General features: G+C 46.2%; 27 protein-coding genes. 10 read left to right on the top strand and 17 right to left on the bottom strand.

The window, feature by feature from the left end:
- Nucleotides 1–94 precede the first annotated feature (94 nt).
- From ACYFDN_RS15740 to ACYFDN_RS15715, 6 genes are all read right to left on the bottom strand, one after another.
- A complete protein-coding gene (locus tag ACYFDN_RS15740; protein ID WP_483511869.1) occupies nt 95–391 on the bottom strand; it encodes a hypothetical protein in 297 nt (98 codons plus the stop codon).
- A 23-nt stretch (nt 392–414) separates the two neighbouring features.
- Entirely contained in the window at nt 415–1,602 is a 1,188-nt protein-coding gene (locus ACYFDN_RS15735) for a BaiN/RdsA family NAD(P)/FAD-dependent oxidoreductase (RefSeq protein WP_483511868.1), read from the bottom strand.
- A gap of 69 nt (nt 1,603–1,671) precedes the next feature.
- Nucleotides 1,672–3,198, bottom strand: coding sequence for a copper resistance protein NlpE N-terminal domain-containing protein (locus tag ACYFDN_RS15730; RefSeq protein WP_483511867.1), 1,527 nt, complete (start codon nt 3,196–3,198; stop codon nt 1,672–1,674).
- Nucleotides 3,199–3,219: 21 nt separating this feature from the next.
- Nucleotides 3,220–4,014, bottom strand: coding sequence for a Cof-type HAD-IIB family hydrolase (locus ACYFDN_RS15725; RefSeq protein WP_483511866.1), 795 nt, complete (start codon nt 4,012–4,014; stop codon nt 3,220–3,222).
- Nucleotides 4,015–4,054: 40 nt separating this feature from the next.
- Nucleotides 4,055–5,059 carry an alpha/beta fold hydrolase gene (locus ACYFDN_RS15720; protein WP_483511865.1) on the bottom strand — a complete coding sequence of 335 codons (1,005 nt, stop codon included), beginning with the start codon at nt 5,057–5,059 and terminating at the stop codon, nt 4,055–4,057.
- Between the two features lie 180 nt (nt 5,060–5,239).
- Complete coding sequence (locus ACYFDN_RS15715; protein ID WP_016399917.1) at nt 5,240–5,695, bottom strand: DUF2214 family protein; 456 nt, start codon at nt 5,693–5,695, stop codon at nt 5,240–5,242.
- 135 nt (nt 5,696–5,830) lie between these two features.
- Here ACYFDN_RS15715 and ACYFDN_RS15710 point away from each other — a divergent pair, with 135 nt between their 5' ends.
- Nucleotides 5,831–6,751 (top strand): DMT family transporter, encoded by a 921-nt coding sequence (locus tag ACYFDN_RS15710; protein ID WP_483511864.1) that lies wholly within the window; start codon nt 5,831–5,833, stop codon nt 6,749–6,751.
- On the opposite strand, the gene ACYFDN_RS15705 is transcribed toward ACYFDN_RS15710, so the two are convergent.
- Complete coding sequence (locus ACYFDN_RS15705; protein WP_040306597.1) at nt 6,698–7,066, bottom strand: DUF2500 family protein; 369 nt, start codon at nt 7,064–7,066, stop codon at nt 6,698–6,700. The two genes, ACYFDN_RS15710 and ACYFDN_RS15705, sit on opposite strands and share 54 nt — an antisense overlap.
- A 359-nt stretch (nt 7,067–7,425) precedes the next feature.
- On the opposite strand from ACYFDN_RS15705, the gene ACYFDN_RS15700 reads away from it, so the two are divergent.
- The 3 genes from ACYFDN_RS15700 to ACYFDN_RS15690 are packed head-to-tail and all read left to right on the top strand — an operon-like array spanning nt 7,426 to nt 9,671.
- Nucleotides 7,426–9,180 carry an intermembrane phospholipid transport protein YdbH family protein gene (locus tag ACYFDN_RS15700; protein ID WP_483511863.1) on the top strand — a complete coding sequence of 585 codons (1,755 nt, stop codon included), beginning with the start codon at nt 7,426–7,428 and terminating at the stop codon, nt 9,178–9,180.
- Nucleotides 9,150–9,338, top strand: a complete 189-nt coding sequence (locus tag ACYFDN_RS15695; RefSeq protein WP_016399913.1) for a YnbE family lipoprotein — start codon at nt 9,150–9,152, stop codon at nt 9,336–9,338. The genes ACYFDN_RS15700 and ACYFDN_RS15695 overlap by 31 nt, the downstream gene beginning before the upstream one ends.
- A gap of 9 nt (nt 9,339–9,347) precedes the next feature.
- Entirely contained in the window at nt 9,348–9,671 is a 324-nt protein-coding gene (locus tag ACYFDN_RS15690) for a YdbL family probable chaperone protein (protein WP_483511861.1), read from the top strand.
- A gap of 284 nt (nt 9,672–9,955) precedes the next feature.
- Here the strand turns inward: ACYFDN_RS15690 and ACYFDN_RS15685 are convergent, their stop codons facing one another.
- The 3 genes from ACYFDN_RS15685 to ACYFDN_RS15675 all read right to left on the bottom strand — a co-directional run bounded on the left by ACYFDN_RS15685 (nt 9,956) and on the right by ACYFDN_RS15675 (nt 10,998).
- Nucleotides 9,956–10,279: a hypothetical protein gene (locus ACYFDN_RS15685; protein WP_483511860.1), complete on the bottom strand. Its 324-nt coding sequence runs from the start codon at nt 10,277–10,279 to the stop codon at nt 9,956–9,958.
- Nucleotides 10,276–10,587, bottom strand: a complete 312-nt coding sequence (locus ACYFDN_RS15680; RefSeq protein WP_016399910.1) for a DUF1820 family protein — start codon at nt 10,585–10,587, stop codon at nt 10,276–10,278. The genes ACYFDN_RS15685 and ACYFDN_RS15680 overlap by 4 nt, the downstream gene beginning before the upstream one ends.
- 258 nt (nt 10,588–10,845) lie before the next feature.
- Nucleotides 10,846–10,998, bottom strand: coding sequence for a hypothetical protein (locus ACYFDN_RS15675; RefSeq protein ID WP_016399909.1), 153 nt, complete (start codon nt 10,996–10,998; stop codon nt 10,846–10,848).
- 280 nt (nt 10,999–11,278) lie between these two features.
- Here ACYFDN_RS15675 and ACYFDN_RS15670 point away from each other — a divergent pair, with 280 nt between their 5' ends.
- Complete coding sequence (locus ACYFDN_RS15670; protein ID WP_016399908.1) at nt 11,279–11,668, top strand: SirB2 family protein; 390 nt, start codon at nt 11,279–11,281, stop codon at nt 11,666–11,668.
- 9 nt (nt 11,669–11,677) lie between these two features.
- Nucleotides 11,678–11,908, top strand: coding sequence for a hypothetical protein (locus ACYFDN_RS15665; RefSeq protein ID WP_016399907.1), 231 nt, complete (start codon nt 11,678–11,680; stop codon nt 11,906–11,908).
- Here the strand turns inward: ACYFDN_RS15665 and ACYFDN_RS15660 are convergent.
- The 5 genes from ACYFDN_RS15660 to def form a co-directional block, all read right to left on the bottom strand.
- A complete protein-coding gene (locus ACYFDN_RS15660; protein WP_483511858.1) occupies nt 11,905–13,362 on the bottom strand; it encodes a TrkH family potassium uptake protein in 1,458 nt (485 codons plus the stop codon). The genes ACYFDN_RS15665 and ACYFDN_RS15660 overlap by 4 nt on opposite strands.
- A gap of 10 nt (nt 13,363–13,372) precedes the next feature.
- Nucleotides 13,373–14,749 carry a Trk system potassium transporter TrkA gene (gene trkA / locus ACYFDN_RS15655; RefSeq protein WP_152783785.1) on the bottom strand — a complete coding sequence of 459 codons (1,377 nt, stop codon included), beginning with the start codon at nt 14,747–14,749 and terminating at the stop codon, nt 13,373–13,375.
- A 68-nt stretch (nt 14,750–14,817) separates the two neighbouring features.
- Entirely contained in the window at nt 14,818–16,140 is a 1,323-nt protein-coding gene (gene rsmB, locus ACYFDN_RS15650; RefSeq protein WP_483511856.1) for a 16S rRNA (cytosine(967)-C(5))-methyltransferase RsmB, read from the bottom strand.
- Complete coding sequence (gene fmt / locus ACYFDN_RS15645; RefSeq protein WP_483511854.1) at nt 16,133–17,089, bottom strand: methionyl-tRNA formyltransferase; 957 nt, start codon at nt 17,087–17,089, stop codon at nt 16,133–16,135. Before fmt ends, rsmB begins: the two co-directional genes overlap by 8 nt.
- 24 nt (nt 17,090–17,113) lie before the next feature.
- A complete protein-coding gene (def, locus tag ACYFDN_RS15640; protein WP_220719421.1) occupies nt 17,114–17,614 on the bottom strand; it encodes a peptide deformylase in 501 nt (166 codons plus the stop codon).
- A 101-nt stretch (nt 17,615–17,715) separates the two neighbouring features.
- On the opposite strand from def, the gene ACYFDN_RS15635 reads away from it, so the two are divergent.
- The 4 genes from ACYFDN_RS15635 to ACYFDN_RS15620 all read left to right on the top strand — a co-directional run bounded on the left by ACYFDN_RS15635 (nt 17,716) and on the right by ACYFDN_RS15620 (nt 21,091).
- On the top strand, nt 17,716–18,792 hold the full coding sequence (locus tag ACYFDN_RS15635; protein ID WP_016399901.1) for a LysM peptidoglycan-binding domain-containing protein: 1,077 nt from the start codon (nt 17,716–17,718) through the stop codon (nt 18,790–18,792).
- The gene (dprA, locus tag ACYFDN_RS15630) at nt 18,793–19,896 is read left to right on the top strand and encodes a DNA-processing protein DprA (protein WP_483511852.1); all 1,104 of its coding nucleotides are present in this window, start codon (nt 18,793–18,795) and stop codon (nt 19,894–19,896) included.
- Between the two features lie 2 nt (nt 19,897–19,898).
- Nucleotides 19,899–20,372: a DUF494 family protein gene (locus ACYFDN_RS15625; protein ID WP_016399899.1), complete on the top strand. Its 474-nt coding sequence runs from the start codon at nt 19,899–19,901 to the stop codon at nt 20,370–20,372.
- 140 nt (nt 20,373–20,512) lie between these two features.
- Nucleotides 20,513–21,091 carry a DNA topoisomerase family protein gene (locus tag ACYFDN_RS15620; RefSeq protein WP_483511850.1) on the top strand — a complete coding sequence of 193 codons (579 nt, stop codon included), beginning with the start codon at nt 20,513–20,515 and terminating at the stop codon, nt 21,089–21,091.
- Nucleotides 21,092–21,163: 72 nt separating this feature from the next.
- On the opposite strand, the gene glnG is transcribed toward ACYFDN_RS15620, so the two are convergent.
- The gene (gene glnG / locus ACYFDN_RS15615; RefSeq protein ID WP_016399897.1) at nt 21,164–22,573 is read right to left on the bottom strand and encodes a nitrogen regulation protein NR(I); all 1,410 of its coding nucleotides are present in this window, start codon (nt 22,571–22,573) and stop codon (nt 21,164–21,166) included.
- A gap of 12 nt (nt 22,574–22,585) precedes the next feature.
- Nucleotides 22,586–23,668: a nitrogen regulation protein NR(II) gene (glnL, locus tag ACYFDN_RS15610; protein WP_016399896.1), complete on the bottom strand. Its 1,083-nt coding sequence runs from the start codon at nt 23,666–23,668 to the stop codon at nt 22,586–22,588.
- Between the last annotated feature and the right edge of the window lie 5 nt (nt 23,669–23,673).

The raw sequence follows: 23,673 nt of genomic DNA, 5'->3' as shown, positions 1-23,673 counted from the left end.
TTGCCCTAGAGCAAAAAGTAGTGGTTGCTCTAATTTGATTTCCAGTCAATATGCAAAAACTACAATTAGGCTTTAGCTTTAAGCTAAACAGCGTTTAAAGGCGCTCTACTGTTGGAATATTAAAGTAGGCATCGGGATCGCTTTCTTTTAGCTGCTTGAGTTGGTTTTTGCGCTTTAGCCTTTCGCTAACGCTTTCTCCAAATACAGCTTGGTGTTCTGACTCTATGATGGCGTTTGCTTGCTCGGTGCTGAGTAAACCTAGTAACTTTGCTGCGTGAAACAGGCCTTCAACGCGGTATTTAAGTTTGTCATTCGGCTTACCTGCCTTGGTGTTTTCAAACACGCTACGCAGTTCTGCTTTACAAAATGCTAGGTAGTTTTCTTTGTCCATATTTCGGCCATTCCTAAAATTGATTAACAATCTAGGCCGCAGGCTACGCCACTGGCCCATGCCCATTGAAAATTAAAGCCCCCCAGCCAACCGGTTACATCCATTACTTCGCCAATAAAGTAGAGGCCTTTTACATTATTGGCTTGCATGGTTTTGGAGCTGAGTTCGTTAGTGTCTACGCCGCCAAGGGTGACTTCAGCGGTGCGGTAGCCCTCGGTGCCATTCATGGTTATTTGCCAGTTGTTTAGCTTGGCTGCAATACTGTCGCGTTCGCCATGGCCTAACTGATTAAGTGCTTTGGCTAGCGTGGTTTCGTCAAATAGTGCTTCTACAAGGCGTTTTGGCAGCCATTGGCTTAAGGTGTTTTTTAGGCTTTGTTTGGGATGTTGCGATAATACCTGTTCGATTAAGGAGGCGGCATCTTGTTTGGGTAACAGGTTAATGCTTACTGCTTCACCGGGTTGCCAGTAGTTAGATATTTGCAATATAGCGGGGCCTGATAAGCCGCGGTGGGTAAATAATAGCGCTTCGCTAAATTGCTTGCCGTTAGCGGCAGTAATGCAACTTGGCACCGCGATGCCCGAAAGGGCTTCAAAGCGCTCTTTTTGATCGCTATGCCAAGTAAATGGCACTAAACCGGCTCTAGTGGGCAGTACTTTAAGGCCAAACTGTTCTGCCAATTTGTAGCCAAATGGAGTGGCACTCAGTTTAGGCATAGATAGTCCGCCAGTGGCGATTACCAAGGAGCTGGCTTGGTAGCATTGACCTCCAGCGTGCACTTCAAACTGTTGTTCATCGAGCTGTTTTACGTATTTGATTTCGCTACGTAGGCTAATGGTAACGCCCGCCCAATCGCATTCGGTGAGCAGCATGTCTACAATGTCTTTAGCACTGTCGTTACAGAACAATTGGCCATGATCGCGTTCGTGGTATTCGATGCCGTGGCGCTCGACCAACTCTATAAAATTGCTTGAGGGGTAGCGTGCCAGAGCGGATTTAACAAAGTGCGGGTTACCACATAAGAAGTTGTCTGGGCTAACACTTTGATTAGTAAAGTTACAACGACCGCCGCCACTAATAAGGATTTTTCGGCCTGCTTTTTTTGCGTTATCAATCACTAAAACCGAGCGCCCGCGATAGCCGGCGGTAGCCGCACACATTAAGCCTGCGGCGCCTGCACCAATAATGATAACGTCGAATTGCTGTGTCATAACTTGCCCCTGAAAAATCAGGGGCATTGTACCGCTAGCCTAGGTATTGAGCTAGCAAATGATGTGAGCTTAGTTTAATGCTCGTCCAGCCCCTTTGCTAAAGGCTTCTGCATGGAAGGTAATCCCGCTTACTGGAGCTGGCTGTGGTGCTTCTGGTTGCATGCTTGGGTTAAGTGGGTAACTTAGGCCGTCGAAGCGCAGTAAACGCAGGCCTGGAGTGGCTCCGCCGCCAGATACTTCTAGTAGTAAGTCTTGCCAGCGAGCATTGCTAGACGTAGCCAAAAAGAAGGGGCTGTGTACCAGTGTGGTTTTGCTTAAGAAACGGTGATTGTTATCTCTGGCTTCAAATATCAATAAGCTACATCCGCCGCTGCCGCACCAGTCTACATAGGTAATGATTTCGTCTTTGCCATCGCCATTTAGATCAAACTTCCACCATTGGTATTTGGTGCCGTTTAGTTCGGTGCGGTGCAACTTAAAGTATTGTTTTAAGGCTGCTTCAACTTCAGGGTCGTAGTCGCTGCTGGCCATTAAGGTAGCAGGTTCAAAGGTACGTTGGTGGTAGACTTTTTTGCTGGTGCCTAAAGCTACAGCGGGGCCATCCATTTTCATCATGTTTAGCCCAGCACTGCCTTGCTGTTGTGATTCTGGGTTACGTAAACGCAGTAGTCGCCCGTCCCAGTCAAATATCATGTCGCTTTTCACTTGCTGGTGGTTACTTTGGCTTAAGGTTAAGGCCAAGCTGGATTCATTAAGCGGGTACCAGTAGCCCTTCTCGCTAAAGGTTTTTTCTTCTTCAAGGTAGGTGTTTTGCAGTTCGGCACTAAAGTCGGCGTTTAGGCTTAAATCTACTACGCGCCCAGAGCCAGATGCAGTGGGAAGCTTAACTTTGTAGTAGCCAGCAAGTTGCTCCACATTCTGTTGGAATGGGCGTCGTGCACAACCTTGGTAGATTTTGCCTTTATAAGTTAACTCGGCGCTATAGGAATAAACACTGTCCGCCATGGTGTCTAAACACTGTTGTTTAGAAACGCTGAGGTAGAGCTCGCTGCCGGCTTGCCAGTAGTGCAGGCCCTTATCAATGCCACTGCGAGTAATGGTTTTATTGGCTGCGCCCGACAGTGTGCTGAGTAACAATTTGTTGTCTTCTATATCTATTCGCCAGCCCGGTTCGTTGCCCCAAGCACTAAGCTCGGCAATATCAAGCTTGCAGCCTGGGCCTTCAGAAGCTAGGTATTGCCATTCATCTGGGGTGATCTTGGCCAAGTAATCGGCTTGAGGCGCTTGCTTGCCCACGTTGGCAAAACGGCCCATAAGCTCTACGTAGATGCTTGCGTTGTTTGCAAAACGGCCAAGTACTTGTTTATCTGCTGAAGACAGTTCAACCCAGTATTGTTTATCTCCCTGACAAGGAGTGAAGATAGCGCCTGGTGCGCTTAGGGTGAGGCTCCCTTTTAGCGGAGTAAGCGGGTTAAGTTTTACCGGTACCTTAACGGGCTCTACTTTTTTTGGCGGTTCTGGCGGAGGCGTTTGGGAGCACCCTAACAATGTGATACAACTAAAAATTGCTAAGCTAAGTGTTTTAACAAGCCTCATTACCTTTCCTTAAGATGACAACTACAACTTAAAAGTGCCGATCAAATATTCAGCTACTCCATTTTCTTTGTTGCTAAGTGTTTGTTCTAAGTGAGGTAAAGTCAACTTCAAACGGTCATGCGCGTTGGCCATGATCACACCTTTTCCTACTAGACTAAGCATTTCTTTATCATTAAGGCCGTCACCAAAGGCAATGCAGTGCTCTGGCGCTATCGATTTCTGTGCCAGTACCGCTTTTAGTGCCTCGCCTTTATTGGCTTTTTGCGCCATTACTTCTAAGCAGTCGGGCAGGGAAAAAGTGATATTTAGGCTATCGCCAAAGGCTTCGATGAAGTCTTTTTCTAGCTTGTTCAATACCTCGTGATCGGCCACAAAAAACAATTTGCAAATATGTTGGTGTTCTAAGGTGGAGAAGTCGGTTAACTGATAATCAAAGCCAGAGTGTTGATTAAACGAGCGGACATATTCGTTTTCTTGTTCAACGTACCAGTTATCTTCATGGTAAATATTGCGATGTAGTGTGTAGTGAGAAGAAATATCCAAAATGCGGTCGATTTTTTGTGAGTTTAAGTCGGCCCTAAATAGCACTTCACCTTGCTTATTGTGCACTCTGGCACCGTTAGAAGTGATTAAATACATTGGAAAATCGAATTGATCGGCAATGGGGCGCACATCTATGTAATGGCGACCAGTGGCGATTAAAAATTTAACGTTTTGCTGATACAAACGGGTAATGGTTTGCAGCGTGTATTCTGAGATTTGGTGCTCGCCGTTGAGCAATGTGCCATCGAGATCGGTGGCTATAAGCTGATACATAATGATGCTCCTTAGCTAGCCCGCAAAAGCGACCTAGCTCTTAATTAGCGTGCTGTTCGAAGAAGTTGAGAATACTGCTTAAAGCAGGGTTTCGCATCGAGTCGCTTTCGAACAGTATTTCGTGTTTTGCGCCAGCAATAATCTTGAATTGTGCCGATGCCGCGCTTGTAGGCCCTAGTGCTTGAAAAAAAGCGCGCTGGCCCGCAGCGGTTACAATTTCATCTTGTTCTGCTTGTAATAATAGTAGTGGAACGCTGATCGTGTTGGCGCGTTCGATGATTTGTTGCATAGCGGTAAAGCTTTGATCTAACCAGCGATTGGTTGGTCCGCCTAGCTGAATTTTGGGATGGGCCAAGTACACGGCTTGCATCTGCTTAAAGCGCTGCTCACTGTGAGTTAAGTGGTTATTATTAAAGCTGCAGTGTTTGTAATCTGATTGGCCAACCGCATAGTAGGGGCCGCGCTTAAACCGCTGTTCAAGTTTGCTCATAATCGCTGCTAAGCTGGTGGCAATTGGCTTAGGTAGCATGCCTAGATTAATGCCAAACATTGGCGCAGATAGAGCGGCGGCAGTAAAAGTATTGGGAAACTGTTGTAAGTAATGAGCAGCGATAGCGCCGCCCATCGAGTGCGCCAATATAAACCGCTGTTGGTAATTAGCTAGCAAATCTTGCTGTTCAATAAGCGTGGCTAAATCATCAACGTAGTATTGAAAACTAGCTACATCACCGGGTTGCCAGCGGGCGCTTTCACGGTCAGATAAGCCTTGGCCGCGGTGGTCGATGATAAATACGTCGTAGCCTTGTTGGGCCAGATCGTAAGCTAGTTCATCGTATTTTAAATAGGCTTCGGTTCGCCCTGGTGAAACCACAATTACCTTGTTGTTGGGTTCGGCGGCCGTTAGTTTTAGATACTTTATGCTTAAGCCTTGCGCGCCAACAAAACTGGCTTCGCTGGCATGTTTAGCCCAGTAAGGTTGAATTTTTTCTGGGTACACCGTGGCCAGCTCATGCTCTTGGCTGAGTTGATAATTGGATGTACTCATAGTGCTAACCCCTGCTGGCTAAATATCAGCATTTATCTATACAACAAGCGTATGAATAAGAACAGAAATATCTAGGGGCTGTTGCTCATTAGTGGCGTTTTGGTGGTGCTCGGGGGGGGTCAAGCGCAAGTTAGCTTAAGCAGGGCAGCGGTGTTCTCGCAAGGTAACTAAAGGAGGCCCTTAGCTGCCAAAACCGGCACGTGCTAGCGTAACTAGCATTGGGATTAGTAACAATACACCTAGCTCAAGGCGAATTAACCAAATAACCGAGGAGTGTTGGCGATAGCTAATCATCGAGGGTTTGCCTTGTTTTAAGGCTTTACGCCATCGATAAAAGGTGGCTGAAGGATAAAGAGACAACAATACCACTACAAAAAACAACAGCATTTTTAAGGCGAAGAAAGGGTTGTCGAGGTAAGTATGGCTAGTGCTGTGAAACAAAAACAGCCGTAAAGCGCCGGTGATAAAAATCAATACTGTAGAAAAAGCGTGGGTGGCGTCGGCCAACAGCAACTTTTTTACATCATCTTGGGTCATTCCGCGGCGGAACAAAAAGGCTTCAGAGTACAGCGCACCTGCCAGCAAAATAATTGCCGTCACATGCAGTCCTGCATTAATCGCCTCTATTAGACTCATTGATCGTTATCCATGAAATAGTAATGTTTTAGAAAGCGCTACCGCGCGATGGCGGATAGTACTGCAAATCCCAGCCCGATGCTATACCCTAACAGCCCTAAGTCGCTGACGTCTAGAGTAGAGAGGGAAGGTTTTATGAAAGGAAAGCTACTGGCTTATGGCTTGCTGGTTCTACCGCCACTATTCTGGGCCGGAAATTTTGTTACTGGGCGTTATATTTCAGAACAAGTGCCAGCGATGTCTTTGTCTTATTGGCGCTGGACTTTAGCCATGCTGATTGCCATGCCCTTGCTTTATCGCAGTATGTGGCGTCAGCGAGAAGTGATTAGCCAAAATTGGCTACGTATTTCGGTTTTGGCCTGCTTGGGTGTGGCGGGGTTTAACTCCTGTGTTTATATCGGTTTACAAAATACCACTGCCACTAACGCACTGATTATTAACTCGATGATTCCGATATTTATTTTGCTAGTGAGTTGGGTTTGGCTCAAACAGCGCATAACCCTGCGGCAAATGGCCGGCATTGTATTGTCTTTTGTTGGTGTATTGGCTTTGTTGGTGAAAGGGCAATGGCAGCAGTTGGCGACTTTTAGCATCAACCAAGGCGATGGCTGGATTGTTTTATCCTCTTTAGTTTGGGCGCTTTATTCCATTGGCTTACGCTATAAACCCGCCGAGCTAGGTGGAGCAGCATTTCTAGGTTGCACGCTGGTTGTTGGATCCTTAGTGCTGAGTCCATTTTATTGGCTAAATTTACCTGAAGCCGCGTTTGAAGTGTCTAATGATGCTATTGCAGCATTGGCTTATGTAGCGGTTTTTCCTTCTCTGCTGGCTTATTTGGCTTGGAATTATGGTGTTAAAAGCGTGGGAGCCAATATCGCTGGCCAATACATTCACTTAATGCCCTTATTTGGCGCCGTGCTGAGCGTGACTTTTTTAGGTGAGCAATTAGCGGCTTATCATGCTTTAGGGGCACTGTTAATCGCCGCTGGCTTACTGGTAGCGCTATTGTCCTTCGCTGCTATCCGCGGGCGGTTCGCCAGCTTCAAAACTCACTAGTCGGCTTCCTTGAATGGTGAGTTCACCGGTTAAGTCTTGAGTAAGATCTTGAAACTGCTTACGTTTTATTTGAAAACGGCGAGACTCACCGCCTTCCACTGGGGTGAACTCCACAAAATAGCGATAACGCTTATGCCTATCTTCATTTTCTTTACCGGGACGAGTAATGGGGATTTCATCGCGTTTTGATACAGTTACCCAAAGGCTGTGTAGCGGTTGGGCTGAGTCCCAGCGACGCTGCTGAACATTACGCCATAATTGATATACCACCATGCCCACGATGATGAGCATGACTAAAAACCACCACCAAGGCATTAGCGCTTCCTCCTGCTTTGCTGTGTAATACCAATCGTACTAAGTAACTGTTCATTCTACCGGCTTAAAATGCTCGATAACTGCCTTAGAATTTTTGATTGTGGAATAACTACTTATCGAAAAATCCTGCATTGTTCTCGAGTATTTTTCCTGCCTTATTGCTGATCACTTACTTAGTGTGATTGGTATAACCATAGTTGTTTTCTGTTTTGCAGCCTTAGCTGCTGGTTTTACTAAGTTTTTGTCGGATAGTCCCAATTCGTCAAGCCCAAATGCTTATTGTGTTGTTTGTTTTCTCGTTATTCCACTCAAAAGCGCTTAGTATTCCTGCTAGAGATATAGCAATAAAGGAATCTAGCTTGGGTGGTTGTTACCACAAGCCCCTATTCTTGGGCCTCTCTACATTTTTACAACTAAGCATGGTGCTTAGCGTGTTGTTTACTGCTGCCTGTTACGCAAACCCTAAAATGGAAGCCGCATTAGGCAAAGGCGCGTGGGGAGCTTGCCCGCAGCTAAATATTGAAGGGCTTAAGGTAAGCAGCTTTCCCCTGTTGTTAAGGGTTGAGCATCTAGAGCTGGATCTGAGTTGTTTGCTGAGCTCAGACAATCAGGGAAGCGCCACCTTTGAACCTGCCCAATGGCAAGTAGCGGTTGAACAACTATTTACCCAGCTTCTCAGCATTCCTGTGGCGTTTAATGGCAGCCGTATTGAAGTTGAGCTGCTAACTGTAAAGCACAGTAAGCAAATTCTTGTTGAAGGAAAGCTAAAGCTAAGCCAGCAAGATCAGCAATGGCAGTTGAGCTTAAGTGAAACACAAGGCAGTCACATTGAGCTAAGCGTTGCTGCGCAAGCGCAGACCTTGCAGCTAAGCGGGCAACTAGCGCCGCTTCTACTCAAAACGTTAGCTAAGCACTTTGAGCAAGCTTGGTTAGCTGACGAGCGCTTGGCCAAGCTGCAGTTTTCTATTGCGGCAAATTTCTCGGATGACTTACTGGTTAACGCCAATCTAAAACTGCCAAGCTTAGCAGCAACAATTGATGCGCAGTTGTTTGGTTGGGAAAACTGGCAGTTAGCCGCTTCCCACTCTGGTTTTAGCATTGATGAAATAGCACTACCGGCAGCCGATTGGCAGTTTGAACAGCATAAATGGCAGCTGAACGTTGCAGAGTGGCAGCTTAAAGGGGAAGGGCGTTGGCAGTTGCAGCCTGAGTTGGCGATTACCGGCCGCTTAAACGGTGAAGACTTAGTTGCGCTTCAGCAGCATTTTTACACTTTACCTAAACCAGCCAATCTATTGTCAGCAGCGGCTGAGCTGCAGTTTACTTGGAAGAATGAGCAGCTTAATGGGGAGCTTAAGGCTCACAATATTAATGCCCTATGGGGAGAACTCCGCTTTGACGGTGGAGAGTTAACTAGCGAATTCAAATTTCAGCCTCAGTTGGGCTGGCAGCATTCTGGAGTATTCACCTTAGCGCAATGGGATATCGGCATACCTTTATCGCAGTTAGCCCTTACTTGGCAGCAAACAGAATTTGCTCCATTGGCGCAGTGGCAGAGCGTAATGATGCGAAATATTGGCTTTAAGGTGTTGGGCGGCGAAGCGAAGGTAGCTCAGCTAGCGCTAGCGTTACCTAATGTCGCCAATCTTGAGTTGGAAAAGGTGCAACTCGCCGAGTTAGTGAAGCTTTATCCCGAACTAGGCTTAACCATGCAAGGATCGGTATCGGGCAATCTACCAGTACATTTTGCTGAGCAAGGCATCGCAATTGCAGCAGGGAGGCTGGCTGTTGAAGAGCCAAGAGGGCATATTGCGCTTACTCACCAATCGCTGGTGGCGATTAAAGCACAACACCCGTCGCTCGATTTTGCGTTAAGCTTATTAGAAGACTTTGATTATGAAACACTTGCAGCTGAAGTCGATTTTGCCGAAGATGGGCAACTCGACATGCAGGTAAAACTTATTGGGCGCAATCAGCAGGTTAGCCCACGGTTGGTGACATTGAACTATCGTCACCAAGAAAACATTTATCAGCTACTACGTAGTTTGCGTATTGGCGAACAACTGTCAGGACAACTGCAGCAATGGATAGACGATACTTCTTCTTCCCCCTAGTTTTAGTGTTAGGCCTAGCGGCCTGTACACCTAAGGTAGAGGTAGCGGTAGATAAGCCGATTACGGTTAATCTAAATGTAAAAATTGATCATGAAATTAGAGTGCGCGTTGATAAGCAACTTGATGATTTATTTAGTGATGAAAGCGGACTGTTTTAGGAGAGCATGATGAAAAGGAATAGCTGGATACTAGCCTTACTGTTAAGCCTTAGCTTTTCTGTGGCGGCCTTGGATTTAGGTGAAGCAAAGAATAATGGTTGGGTGGGTGAGCAAACCAATGGTTTGTTAGGCATTGTTAGCCACAATGCTGAAGTAAAAGCCTTAGTGGATGGTATTAACCAAAAGCGTTTAGCCAAATACAAGCAAATTGCTAAAGAGAACGGTTTAACTGAGCAACAAGTGGCTGCGCTGGCGGGCAAAAAAGCGATTGAGCGCAGTGATAGTGGCGCTTATATTCAATCTCACTCGGGCGATTGGGTGAAAAAACCTTAACTACGACATTTACAGCGTAGTTAGGGTCTGTTGATCTTTGGTGTTGAAATTTTGTTCGAGATAAGCGGGCTTTAATCGCGGCGAGCACTTAGAAGCCTAGTGGGCTAAGCAAGAAGTGCTTAACAAAGAGTAAAGTTCGCTTATCCGAACCCTTCGGGCAGCATTTCTTAGCCATTTATTCAGCGTTAGCGGGTGATTATTAAGCCCACTTAACTGCACACTCACTGCCTTGCCTAAATGGCTAATAAATTGCTGCAAAAACCATCAGCAAAGATCAACAGACCCTAGTGTTGCTGGAGGTAGTGAGTGATTTCAGTTACTACCTCAAGGTAGCAAGTTAAGCATTTTTCAAGATCTGCTTGGGGCTGTTCACTCTGTTTCAACAGCTTAACCCAAGAGCTAAGCGCCGGGCTACAAACCAAAGCGGCTATGCCTTGAAGCTGTTGTAATAAGCCGCTATTTACTTTGCCGTCTTCAATGGCTTGTCTAATCTGTTGAGCTTCTTGTTCGCTGCCATTAACAACATCTGTCAACCACACTTTAAGCAACTGTTCGTTGCCAAACTGTGCTTTTAGTTTAAACCAATCTATAGGGCTCTGTTGGTTCATGGTTTAGGCGTGTAAATGGCAGAAGGAAAGGGCGTTATGTTACTGGCTTCATGGATTTTAGATTTACCTAGTTTGTCCACTTCATCAATTCGTAAGATGTTATGCATCGGTACCATGGTGCGATTTACTCCAGAGAACTCTGTCTTTAACTTTTCTTCGCTGGGGTCAACGACCAACTGGGCGCGGGCATCAAATACAAAGTCACCCACTTCAATAAAGCCAAATAAACTGGCTTGATTTACGTGTTTAGCATACAGCTCGTAGGTTTTGCCGTTACAGATGAAATTCACTCGATACAGCTGTGACATGAGATACCCGTTTAATCCATTTTTAAAGCGAAGTATTGGTTAAAAATACCTACAAATAGGCATAAATCTGAACGATTGTACCCGTAAAAACGAAAGCAAAGCTAGTGAAGAAGTGAGCTATTTACACTTATTTGCAAATTAAGCTAAGACTATGTTGTAAAAGCCTTTTAAGTATAATTTTATTTAGTTATTGCTGAATTTTTAGGCGGGGATTAGGCGGTGTTATAAATGAAAAAGGCAGCTAACGCTGCCTTTTATTTAATTTTCTTGTGAGTCTATTGGGTCTGCGGAACCAAATTCTGCCATTTCGTTAGGGTCTACGCCTAATTCTTGGCATGCATCTAAAAACGAGGCTCCTGTATGACACATTAATATGTCGATGGCAGGTAGCATATTGGGTGCTTCTGACATGGCCAGCTCCGGCATTTGTTAATAAAAAGATAAGATAGTGGCGACACTCTCCCACAGTTTAGCAGATCCCCCAAGAGAGCTAGATCACGTTATTAGCGATGAATTGATGAATAAAACAGCAGTATTGCTGCCATGGTGTGACTATTGTCCAGTTATTCTTTTGTTAATCAGCTACCTAGCAGATGTTGTGAGTTTGTTATTTAAGAAAAAGGTTTGTGGTATTAAATGCAAGTTAATACACTGGTCGGACTAAAATTTGCGAATACAGAAAGGACAAGCAATGCTCGAATACTATCCAATGGTAAAACACCTACATATGACCTTGGCAATGTTAAGCATATTAGGCTTTATTTTTCGCTGGATTCTTGCCTTATTTGGTTCGTCATTACTCAAGCGTACTTGGTTAAAAGTGCTACCGCATATTATTGATACTGGCTTGCTGGTTGCGGCTATTTTGCTTTGCGTGATGCTGCAGCAATACCCCATCGCGCAAGATTGGCTGACCGCTAAAGTGGTGCTTTTGGTGGTGTATATTGTGTTGGGGATGTTTGCTCTTAAGCGCGCGCCAAATCAGTTAGTGAGAATATTGGCCGGTTTAGCCGCTATTGCTGTGTTTGCCCAAATACTCGTTGTGGCTTTTAGTCGCTCTCCGTTGGGCTTATTTGCTTAGGTATTGCTTATGCTACTTGGTGCTTTGCGTTCATTGTTACTTACTTTGTGGCGCTTCTCGATTATCTACAGTTCGATTGTGATTGCTTGGCTGTATTGCCACATTATGAACGTTGATTTTGAGATTGTGGATACAGGCACCAACCAACATAAAACCATAATTGTAGGTTTGTACTTGGTTTACCTTGGCTTATGGTGGTGGTTAAACCCCTATTTGGCGCGAAATCGCCGCCAAAATTAACGGTAACGCCAATAGGCTGGCAGAAACAATACTAGTACTGTTAGTACTTCTAATCGCCCTAATAACATCCCTAAAGACAGCAGCCACTTGGCTGAGTCTGGCAGTAAGTGGAAGTTATGGTCGGGGCCAATTACTCTACCCAAACCTGGACCAACGTTAGCTAAGGCGGTCATTGCGCCTGATAATGCCGTTATTGGGTCTAAACCCAGCAAGGCTAAACCGCTGGCTAACAAGATAAGAGTAAAGAAGAAGGCAAAAATAAAAGCCACCAAGGAGCGAATGTGTTGCTCGCTGACTAAACGGCCATTGTAGCGGTGTGGATAAATGCCATTAGGGTGAACTAGCTGTTTTAGTTGGCGCGAAAATAATCCGCTAGCCAGTTGAAAACGAAATATTTTTATTCCCCCAGACGTAGAGCCTGAGCAAGCGCCAACCAGCATTAAAAAGATAAATAACACGGTGGTGAAGTTACCCCAATGGCTAAAGTCGGTGAGTCCGTAACCGGTGGTGGTAACAATTGAAATGATATTAAAGATGCTGATGCGCAGCGCATCCAATAGTGAAAAGGTACCGTGCATCCATAGCCAAATACTCATCATGCCGCCCACCACCAAAATTAAGCTCACAAATCCCCTAACTTGAGCGTCTTTCCAGATGTAGCGAGGATCTTTATGGCGAATCGATTGCACCAAGAGCAAGAAGGGAAGGCCGCCTAGTAACATAAATACGCTGCCTACCCAGTGGCTGGCATTGCTAAAATGCGCCATTGATTCATCGGAGGTGGAGTAACCGCCAGTTGAAATGGTGGTCATTGAATGATTAATCGCTTCAAACCAGTCCATGCCAGTTAGGTGATAAGCACCGGCACAAAGAATGGATAGCAACAAATACACTTTGAGCATGTTGCTGGCGACATTTTTGGTTTTTGGGGTGTTTTTATCAGACCAATCAGATGATTCGGTTTGGAATAAACGCATCCCGCCAACATTCAAAAATGGCAAAATCGCTACACTTAAAACAATAAAGCCTATTCCACCGAGCCATTGCAGCATAGAGCGCCACAGCAACGCACTTTTGGGCATTTCATCCAAGCCCGCCAGCACTGTGGAGCCAGTGGTGGTAAGCCCAGACATGGTTTCGAAAAAGGCATCGGTAAAGCTAATGTGGTCTATTCGATAAAGAGGTAGTGCACCAAATAAGCAGGCGACTAACCAAACTGTGGTGGTAAGCAAAAACATGCCACGCACTGAGAGTTTAAAGTTGGGCCGTTTACCCCAGCGAATGAGGGCAAAAGCCACAGATTGTGTGATGACAATGGTATAGAAAAACTCGACATAATCTGGCTCGTCGTAAGCCATTCCCAAGGCTAAGGGCGCTAACATTAGTAGGCTGAGTTTGGACAATACCAAACCCGTCACAAACATGATGGGCCTGAGATCGGGGGCAATCATCATGTGAAAAAACCTACAGGAAGAACGGACTAGGCTGGAATAAACGCTCAACTTCAGGGATAAATTTCTTATCCACTAAGAACATCACCACGTGGTCATCTTGCTCAATCACCGTATCGTCGTGGGCAATGATCACTTCGTTACCGCGCACTACTGCACCAATGGTTGTGCCGGGAGGAAGCTTTAACTCACCAACGCTTCGCCCCACCACTTTTGATGTATTGCTATCGCCATGCGCGATGGCTTCAATGGCTTCGGCTGCACCACGGCGCAGTGAGTAAACATTTACGATATCGGCCCGTCGAACATGAGTAAGCAGGGCTGAGATAGTCGCTTGCTGCGGTGAGATAGCAATATCAATAGTGCCGCCTTGTACCAACTCTACGTAAGCACCACGTTGAATTAGCACCATCACTTTTTTAGCGCCCATACGTTTGGCTAACATGGCCGACATGATGTTGGCTTCGTCATCGTTAGTTACTGCGATAAATACATCAACTTGTTCGATGTTCTCTTCGCTGAGCAACTCTTGGTCAGAGGCATCACCACAAAATACGATGGTATTGTTTAGCATTTCTGCCAGTTGCTCGGCGCGGCGTTGGTTGCGTTCGATAAGCTTAACACTGTATTGGCTTTCTAAGCGCTTAGCTAGCGCGGCGCCAATGTTACCGCCGCCAACAATCATTAGGCGTCGATAAGGTTTCTCAAGTTTCTGCAATTCGGCCATTACTTTGCGGATATGGTCGCTGGCTGCTACAAAAAACACCTCATCATCTGCTTCAATCACAGTGGTGCCTTGAGGGCGAATTGCGCGGCCTTGGCGGAAAATTGCTGCTACTCGGGTTTCAATATCGGGCATGTGGTCGCGTAATACCGATAAGGCATTACCTACCAAAGGACCGCCGTAGTAGGCTTTAATCGCTACCAGACCTACTCGACCTCGGGCAAATTGCATCACCTGCAATGCGCCAGGGTAGTCAATTAAACGGCTGATGTAGTCGGTAACCAGTTGTTCGGGCGCTATCAAGTGGTCGAGCGGAACCGCCTCATTGCAAAACAGTGCCTCTTTCTCGGCGAGCAACTCTTCAGAGCGAATTCGCGCCACTTTATTTGGCGTATTAAACAGTGTGTAAGCAATCTGGCAAGCCGCCATATTGGTCTCATCGCTGTTCGTTACCGCGACTAACATGTCGGCATCGTGCGCACCCGCCTCACGTAATACGCTGGGGTGGGCGGCATGACCAAATACAACCTGTAAATCAAACTTATCTTGCAGCTCTCGCAAGCGGTCTTGGTTAGTATCTACCAGGGTGATATCTGATTTCTCACCCACGAGGTTTTCCGCTAACGTGCCACCTACTTGGCCCGCTCCAAGAATAATGATTTTCATTTGCTAACAATACCTTAAGCGTTTATTGCTATTTTTTAGTGTTACTCTTGATGGCGTGAAAGGCAAGCCTAAGGAAGGGTTTTCCGTAGTCGAGCATAATAAAAACCATCCATGTTATTGTTGCCGGGTAAAAGTTGCCAACCAGGTTGAGTTGCTGTTTCATCTTGGTTAATTGGCACCAGTTCAGCATCCGCGGTTTGTTGCAAAAATGCCGCAATTTGCTGGCTATTTTCGTCGGGCAACACCGAGCAGGTCGCGTAAAGCATAACTCCACCGGGTTTTAGCTGCTGCCAAAGTGCCTCTAAGATTTCTTTTTGTAGCTTCACTAACTCTGCAATATCGCTATCACGGCGCAACCATTTGATGTCGGGATGACGGCGAATAACGCCAGTGGCCGAGCAGGGGGCGTCTAACAAAATTCGATCGAAAGGCTGATCATTCCAACGTTCAGGTTTGCTGGCATCGTTACAATGCAAGGTTGCTTTTAAACCTATTCGCTCAAGATTCTCTGTTACACGGTTTAAGCGTGCTTGTTCGGTATCTACTGCAACCAGCTCAGCTAATGCTGGTTGTAGTTCTAGAATGTGACAGGTTTTACCGCCTGGTGCAGCGCAGGCATCCAATACACGCTCACCGGGCTGCGCATCCAATAAGCTGGCTGCCATTTGCGCGGCGCCATCTTGAACCGAAGATGCACCTTCGGCGAAACGAGGTAGTTTATGCACGGGTTGTGCTTTGTCTAAACATAAGGCTTGCTGCGCCAGCGTGGAACTTTGGCTGGCGATCTCTAAAGCCGCTAGCTCTGCTTGATAAGTATCGCGTTCACCTTGCAGTGCGTTAACCCTTATCCACATTGGAGCATGTTGGTTATTAGCTTCGAGTATTTGCGCCCATTGTTCTGGATAAGCGGCTTTTAAGCGTTTGCTTATCCAGCTCGGGTGGCAATATTGTAAGCTGTCGTTGGCAGTTAGCTGGGGCTCTAATTGCTCGCGTTGGCGCTCGGCATTGCGTAATACACCATTAACCAGTTTTTTTAGGCTGTGCAGTTTTAACTGGCTGGTGGCAGATACCGTCTCCGACACCGCAGCATGAGCTGGCACTCGCATATAGAACAGCTGGTACAAGCCAACCATTAGCAAAAAGTGACCATTACGGATTTTGCCTTTTAGCGGTTTATCCATTAGCTGTTGCAAAACCGCTTCAAAACGCGGTAGCCAACGCAGCACACCAAAACATAGCTCTTTTACCAAGGCGTGATCGCGCGCCACTACTTGAGGTAATACTCGTGGCAGCATTTGGCTTAGTGACTGGCCTTGGTCTACCACTTGATACAAAATGTTTGCAGCGGCTGCGCGGGCATTTATTTGCTTATTTTTTGGCTGTTCAGCCATTAGCACTCTCCAGCTTAGCACCAAGTTCAAACCACTCTTTTCGAGCATTTAGTACGTCTGCGGCGGCTAAGGCTTTCTTGCCTGGGATTTGAATTTGCTCAAGGCGCAAAGCATCTTTGCCGGTGGCCACTACAATGCCGTGTTTATCTGCCGCAATGATAGTGCCTGGAGCTTGTTGGCCTGAGTGCTGCTGTACGCTGGCTTGCCATACCTTGATGTTTTTATCCGCTAGGGTGAAGTAGCTCATAGGCCAAGGATTAAAGGCGCGAATACAGCGTTCAATAAATTCGGCATCTTGTTGCCAATCAATACAGGCTTCTGCTTTACTAAGCTTTTTGGCGTAATTTGCTTGGCTATCGTCTTGCGGTGTAGCGCTCAACTCTCCGTTTGCCAAACCTTCAACAGCTTTAACCAGAGAATGCGGGCCTACTTCGGCCAGTTTGTCATACAGTGATGCACTGGTTTCATCTTTGGCGATTTCAACTTCATCTAATAACAGCATGTCACCGGTATCTAAACCAATGTCCATTTGCATGATGGTCACGCCCGAGTGGGTATCGCCAGCCCAAATTGAGCGCTGAATCGGTGCCGCTCCACGCCAGCGAGGTAGTAAAGAACCATGCACATTAATACAACCTAAACGCGGTGTATCTAAAACAACTTGAGGCAGCAGCAAACCGTAAGCCACTACAACCATTAAATCGGCGTTTAACGCGGCTAACTGCTGTTGTGCTTCTTCGCTCTTAAAGTTTTCCGGTTGGTAAACTGCAATGCCGTGCTCAAGCGCTAGCTGCTTTACTGGGCTAGCTTGCAGCTTTTTACCGCGACCCGCCGGGCGATCTGGCTGGGTATAGGCCGCAACGACTTGGTGGTCACTGGCAATTAATGCGCTTAGATGGCGCGCCGCAAAATCCGGCGTGCCGGCAAAGATGATCCGCAATGGCGTCATGCTGTGTTGTACCTTTGTGGTTGCTTACTTGCGACGAGCAAGTTTTTCGAGTTTGGTTTTTACTCGTTGGCGCTTAAGAGGCGACAAGTAATCGATAAACAATTTACCTTTTAAGTGGTCTAGTTCGTGTTGCACACAAATAGCCAGTAGGCCTTCAGCCTCAAATATCTGCTCGTTACCGTCGGCATCCAAAGATTTCACTTTGATTTTTTCTGCTCTTGGCACTTGGGCACGATATTCAGGAACCGATAAACAACCTTCTTCATTTAATGCTTCGCCATCGGTTTCGATGATTTCAGGATTAATTAACGCAAGTCGTTGATCTCGCGTATCTGATACGTCAATCACTACAATTTGCTGGTGAATGTTGACCTGTGTCGCAGCTAGGCCAACTCCTTCCTCTTGATACATGGTTTCAAACATGTTTTCGATTATAGTTTTAACTTTATCGTCAATATTATTAACGGGTTGCGCTATAGTACGCAGGCGTTCATCAGGAAAACGCAATACTTCAAGTACAGCCATAACTTCTGTCTTCAATCAGGTTTTGGTAGATTGTCGGTAATTCTAGTCATTTATGTGACTAAAAAACAGCTTTGGATATAGGGATGTCGCTGGGAGACACTATGAAAGGGAAAAAATTAGTTTGGCTTTGGGCCTCTTTGTTGTTTTTAGTGGGAGGTGCTATTGCTGACACACTGAAACTAAAGGAGGATTTTCCCGAAGTCTATGTTGTGAAAAAAGGCGATACCTTATGGGATATCTCAGCCTTGTATTTACATTCTCCGTGGCTTTGGCCGCGCTTGTGGCAATACAACCCACAAGTTGAGAATCCGCACCTGATTTACCCAGGTGATCGCTTATCGTTAGTTTATGAAGACGGTGAGCCTCGTTTAGTGCGTAAGCGTATTGTAAAAGTCACGCCTAAGGCACGCATTGAAGAAAAGGCGAGCCCTATTCCTACGGTGCCACTGGCCTCAATTAGCGCATTTTTATCACATGACCATATTGCCGATGAAGATATGCTGAAAGGCGCACCTTATGTGCTTGGTGACAATGATGCGCAGTCGCGTATTGCCATTGGCCGTGCAATGTATGCTCGTGGCGAAACTAAGCCAGGCCAGTACTACGGAATATATCGCGTTGCGGACAAATATTATGATCCGGAAACTAAAGAAGAACTAGGCCAGGTGCTTAACTTTATTGGCGTTGGAGTGTCTGAGCGTCAGCATGAAGACAACATCACTCAGTTTAAGGTGACGCAGGTATTAAAAGAAATTCGCCAAGGCGATATTATGCTGGAGCTACCAGACCAAGATCGTTTGCCTGCTTATTTCATTCCAAATAACAAACAGTTGGAAAGTAGTGGCTACATTCTTTCTGCTGCAACTGATACCTCAGTAATGAGCCGTTACGATGTAGTGGTGATAAACAAAGGTACTCGCGATAACGTGGCCCCTGGCGATATGTTTGCCGTGGCGCAGCCTGGGAAAGTGATGATTGATAAAGTAAGGCGTAAGTCTTACGAAGAAACCGCTAATCACTTCGACCGTGCCTTTAATAGCGATGACGAGCGCGTATCGCTGCCTAACGAGAAAGTGGGTGAGCTGATGGTATTTAAGAGCTATGAGAAATTGAGCTACGCGATTATTACCGATAGCAAGGTCATTCTTCGCCCACACTATTTGGTGGAGAACCTATAGTTGCTACCGAATTTATCGGTAGTTCAATATCTTAAACTTGCAGGCGTGCCCCGTTTCTCGATGGCACGTTTGCAAGCTGCTTTAAGCCAATGCAGTGTCGAGCAGTTATTTGCTGCTGATGCCAGCCAATTGGCTGCTTGGCAATTTAGCCCTCCGCAAATTTCTGCACTACTGCAACCCAAACAAGCACGCATTGAACAAGCACTAACCTGGCTTGAACAAGACGATTGCCACTTATTGGGGTGTTTTGACCCACGCTACCCGGAATGCTTACGCAATATCCAACGTCCTCCTCTGTTGCTATTTGTGCGTGGTAATCCCGCACTGTTAGATAAACCTCAGCTAGCAATAGTAGGTAGTCGTCATGCTAGCGTTTCGGGTTTAAATCATGCCAAGCGTTTTGCTCAGCAACTTGCAGAGCAAGGGATCACCATTACTAGCGGTATGGCGTTGGGAATTGATGCTGCCGCTCACAAAGGGGCGCTGTTAGCTAAAGCTGATGCCACTATTGCGGTTGTGGCAACGGGTTTAGATAGGGTATATCCAAAGCGTCATCAGGCGCTAGCGCATCAAATCAGTGAACAGGGTGCAATTGTGAGCGAGTTTTGGCCCGGTACCGCCGCCAAAGCCAATCATTTTCCAAGACGTAATCGCATTATTAGTGGCTTAAGTTTAGCAACCTTAGTGGTGCAAGCGGGGTTTCCCAGTGGCTCCTTACTCACTGCGAATTACGCCGCTGAACAAGGCCGTGATGTATTTGCCATGCCGGGTTCTATTGATGACCCCTTGCATGCCGGTTGTCATCATTTGATTCAACAAGGAGCTAAATTGGTGACTTGTCCGGTCGATATAATAGAAGAGTTGGGTGTTTTTTCTGGGCAATCAGCTTTGCCGTTGTATGCGGTGGAGCAAAATATGCAAGAACAAGATTTGCCTTATCGACAATTGTTGGATAACGTAGCTTATGAGACTACAACAATTGATGATTTAGTCTTAAGCACTCAACAACCTGTTGATGCTGTACTGGCTCAGTTAACTGAGTTAGAGATATTGGGTGTTGTGGCCGTTGTGCCAGGTGGTTACGTCAAGCTGAGGAGGAACTAACTATGTTTGATATCCTCATGTATCTGTTCGAAACCTACATTCATAGTGATGTAGAGCTGTTGATGGATCACGATGAGCTTACAGAAGAGCTCAGTCGCGCAGGGTTTCATAAAGAAGAAATCTATAAGGCACTAGATTGGTTGGAGCAGCTTGCAGCTTTGCAAGATAGCGACAAACAGCCTTATTTAAATCCTTCTGAGATTCCCTCATTACGGGTGTATACCGCACCAGAAATTGCCAAGTTGGACGTACCGTGCCGAGGCTTTTTACTGTTCTTAGAGCAGATGAAGGTACTTAACGCGGAAACTCGCGAAATGGTAATTGACCGCGTAATGGAACTTGATGGACCAGAGTTAGAACTGGAAGATTTAAAATGGGTCATTTTAATGGTGCTATTTAATGTTCCAGGCAGTGAGTCGGCTTATCAGCAAATGGAAGAGTTATTATTCGATTTGGGTGATGGTCCGCTGCATTAAACTCTGACTCAACGATAAAAGGTGCGCTGCCATCAGGGCTGTGCACCAATTATTGCTTCGATAAAGGCTGCGCTTGCGTCGAATCAATAGCCTATTCGCGCCATTTTGTTATGCTTAGCAAAGTTTAACGAGGTGTCAGCATGTCAAAGATAGATCCAAAGTTATTTTCTGCCCACGAACACGCCTTAGAAAAAGAATACGATGTTTGTCCTAAATGCGGTGGTGAACTGCAGCATCGAAATAGTAAATCAGGTCCCTTTTTAGGCTGCAGCCAGTATCCGAGCTGCGGCTATAGCCGAGCTTTGCACCAGCAAGATCATTCTTTGGATAAAGTACTGCCTGGGACTGAGTGTCCAGAATGCGGTGAAGAGTTAATGCTGCGCCAAGGGCGTTACGGCATGTTCATTGGATGTAGTGCATTTCCTAGCTGTCAGCATATTGAATCGGCTCAACCGCAGGCACAAAGCACGCCTGAAATAAACTGCCCATCATGCAATAAGGGGAAGCTAGCCGCGAGACAATCCCGCTATGGTAAAACGTTTTATGCCTGCAACGCTTACCCTAAATGCTCCTATGCAGTGAATGACCAGCCTATCGCCAAGCCTTGCCCGGATTGTGGTTGGAAGTTATTAGTCATTAAGAAAACAGCAGCTGGTAAGCGAGAAGTTTGTCCGCAAAAATCCTGCAGTTATAAAAGCGCGCCTCTGGTGGAGGCTTAACAACATCGATAGTTGTAGCGTTCATACAAAAAAGGAGAACTCATTGTTCTCCTTTTTGCTGCTCGTCGTGTTCTAGGCTTCTACGTCTAGCTCTTTAAGTTTGCGGGTGAGAGTATTGCGCCCCCAGCCCAGAAGCCTAGCAGCTTCTTGTTTATGACCGTGAGTATGCTCTAAGGCGGTAGTTAGCATGATTCGCTCAAAGTCAGGCATTGCTTCACCAAGAATGTCTATTTGGCCGGAGACTAACTGTTGAGAAACCCAGCTTTTTAACAGCGAACGCCAATTGGCATCGGCTGTCTCGCCTGTTTCTGCCACTACTGGTTGGCTCAATTCTGGTGGAAGGTCCGCTGGCAGCACCTCTTGGCCACTGGCCATTACCGTTAACCAACGACAAACGTTTTCTAGTTGTCTAACGTTACCTGGCCACGCTAACTGCATCATAAAGCGTTGAGTATCTTTGTGCAGTAATTTGCTTTCTACATTTAATTCTTTTGCGGCTATTTCTAAGAAGTGCTTAGCTAAAGCCGGAATGTCTTCACGGCGCTCACATAATGACGGCAAGTGAATACGAATTACGTTTAGGCGGTGGAATAAGTCTTCGCGGAAGTCGCCTTCGGCCACTTTTTTCTCAAGATTTTGGTGGGTAGCTGCGATGATTCGTACATCAACTTGCACTGGTGAGTGGCCACCTACGCGATAGAACTGCCCATCGGCCAGAACACGCAACAAGCGGGTTTGAATATCCAGCGGCATATCGCCAATTTCATCCAAAAACAAGGTACCACCATTGGCTTGCTCAAAACGGCCATGGCGGATGTTGTTGGCGCCAGTAAACGCGCCTTTTTCGTGGCCAAATAGCTCTGATTCAATAAGATCTTTTGGAATAGCCGCCATGTTTAACGCAATAAAACTTCCGCTGGCGCGAGGGCTATGTTTATGTAAAGCGTGGGCTACCAACTCTTTACCGGTACCTGATTGTCCGTTAATCAGCACCGAAATACTTGAGCGAGATAAGCGCCCTATGGCGCGAAAGACTTCCTGCATAGCAGGCGCTTCGCCGATGATTTCTGGTGCTGGCGAGCTAGGTTTGTTATTTGCTTTATTGCCTTTTTGTTCACGAGAAACCGTTACTGCGCGCTCGGTTAGAGCCACTGCTTCATCGATATCAAAGGGCTTAGGTAAGTATTCAAAAGCGCCGCGCTGGTAAGCGTTTACTGCACTATCTAGGTCTGAGTGGGCGGTCATAATAATAACCGGCATCTCAGGGAAATGGCTTTGGATCTTTTCCAATAAGCTCAAACCGTCCATACCAGGCATGCGAATGTCTGAGATCACTACGTCGGGCTGTTCATAATCTAACTGCTGAAGCATCATTTCACCGTCGGCGAAACTCAAGCAATCGTAACCTGCAGTCTTTAACGCTTTTTCTAACACCCACCGAATGGAGCTGTCGTCATCAACGACCCATATTGTTGCTGCCATGTTAGTACTTCCTTAACGTCTGAGAGGAAGGTGAATGGTAAATTCGGTATGACCTGGCCAACTGGCACATTCAATCTTCCCTTTATGCTGATTAATTAAATTTTGTGCAATAGACAATCCTAAACCGGTACCACCTTCGCGCCCTGTTACCATTGGATAGAATAGGGTATCGAGCAGTTCGGTTGGAATGCCTGGTCCATTGTCGATAATTCTGATTTCTGCAGCCAATTTAAAGCGCTGGCCGGCAATTGTTGCTTGATGAGCGGTACGGGTAATAATGTTGATACTCCCGCCTTTTTCACCCAAGGCTTGAACCGCATTTTGAACAATATTGAGGAAAGCCTGAAGCAGTTGCTCATGGTCCATCTCAAAATCTGGAATGCTAGGGTCGTAGTCGCGCTCAACGCTAATGCCTTCTGGTAGATCAAGCTTAACCAGCTGGCGTACTTTTTCGAGTACTGAATGCACATTGTGCAGTTCATGCAAGCCTGGACGCTGAGGGCCAAGCAAACGATCAACTAGCTTTCTTAAGCGGTCAGCTTGCTCAATAATAATGCCGGTGAATTCTTTCAGTTCTGGGTTAACTAACTCTTTTTCTAGCAACTGCGCTGCGCCACGCAAACCACCAAGCGGGTTTTTAATTTCATGAGCTAAGCCGCGAACCAGTTCTTTCGCTGCTTGTTGCTGGGCGTGTTGATAAAGTTCTTGAGAGATCTTCTTTTGCTGGCCGATGGCGCGCATTTCCAGCATCAGCAAATTTTGGTTTTGGTTGTTGATTCGTGTAGCAGATAGCTCAACCAACGCATGATGACTATCGAAAACCAATGTCACTTCATTATCGGTAAAACTTTGCCCAGAGCTACATACGGTGCCCAGTTTACTGAGGTCCAGTGAGCTATGTTTTACTTGGGTGGCCAGCGGCTCATCAATAAGCCGCTTAGCGCTTTGACCGAGTAGTTGTTCAGCTGAAGCATTAACGTATTGAATCTTTAGCTCTGCATCAAGCAGCACTATGGCCGTTACTTGATTTTCCAATACTAAGCGCTCGAGCCCAGAAATATCTAACACTACTCTCTCCTGAATGATACGCACCATTTTGG

The sequence above is a fragment of the Agarivorans sp. D1326 genome (assembly GCF_056958115.1).
The sequence above is the reverse complement of the archived record's forward strand: the minus strand, read 5'-3'. Positions and strand labels throughout refer to the sequence as shown.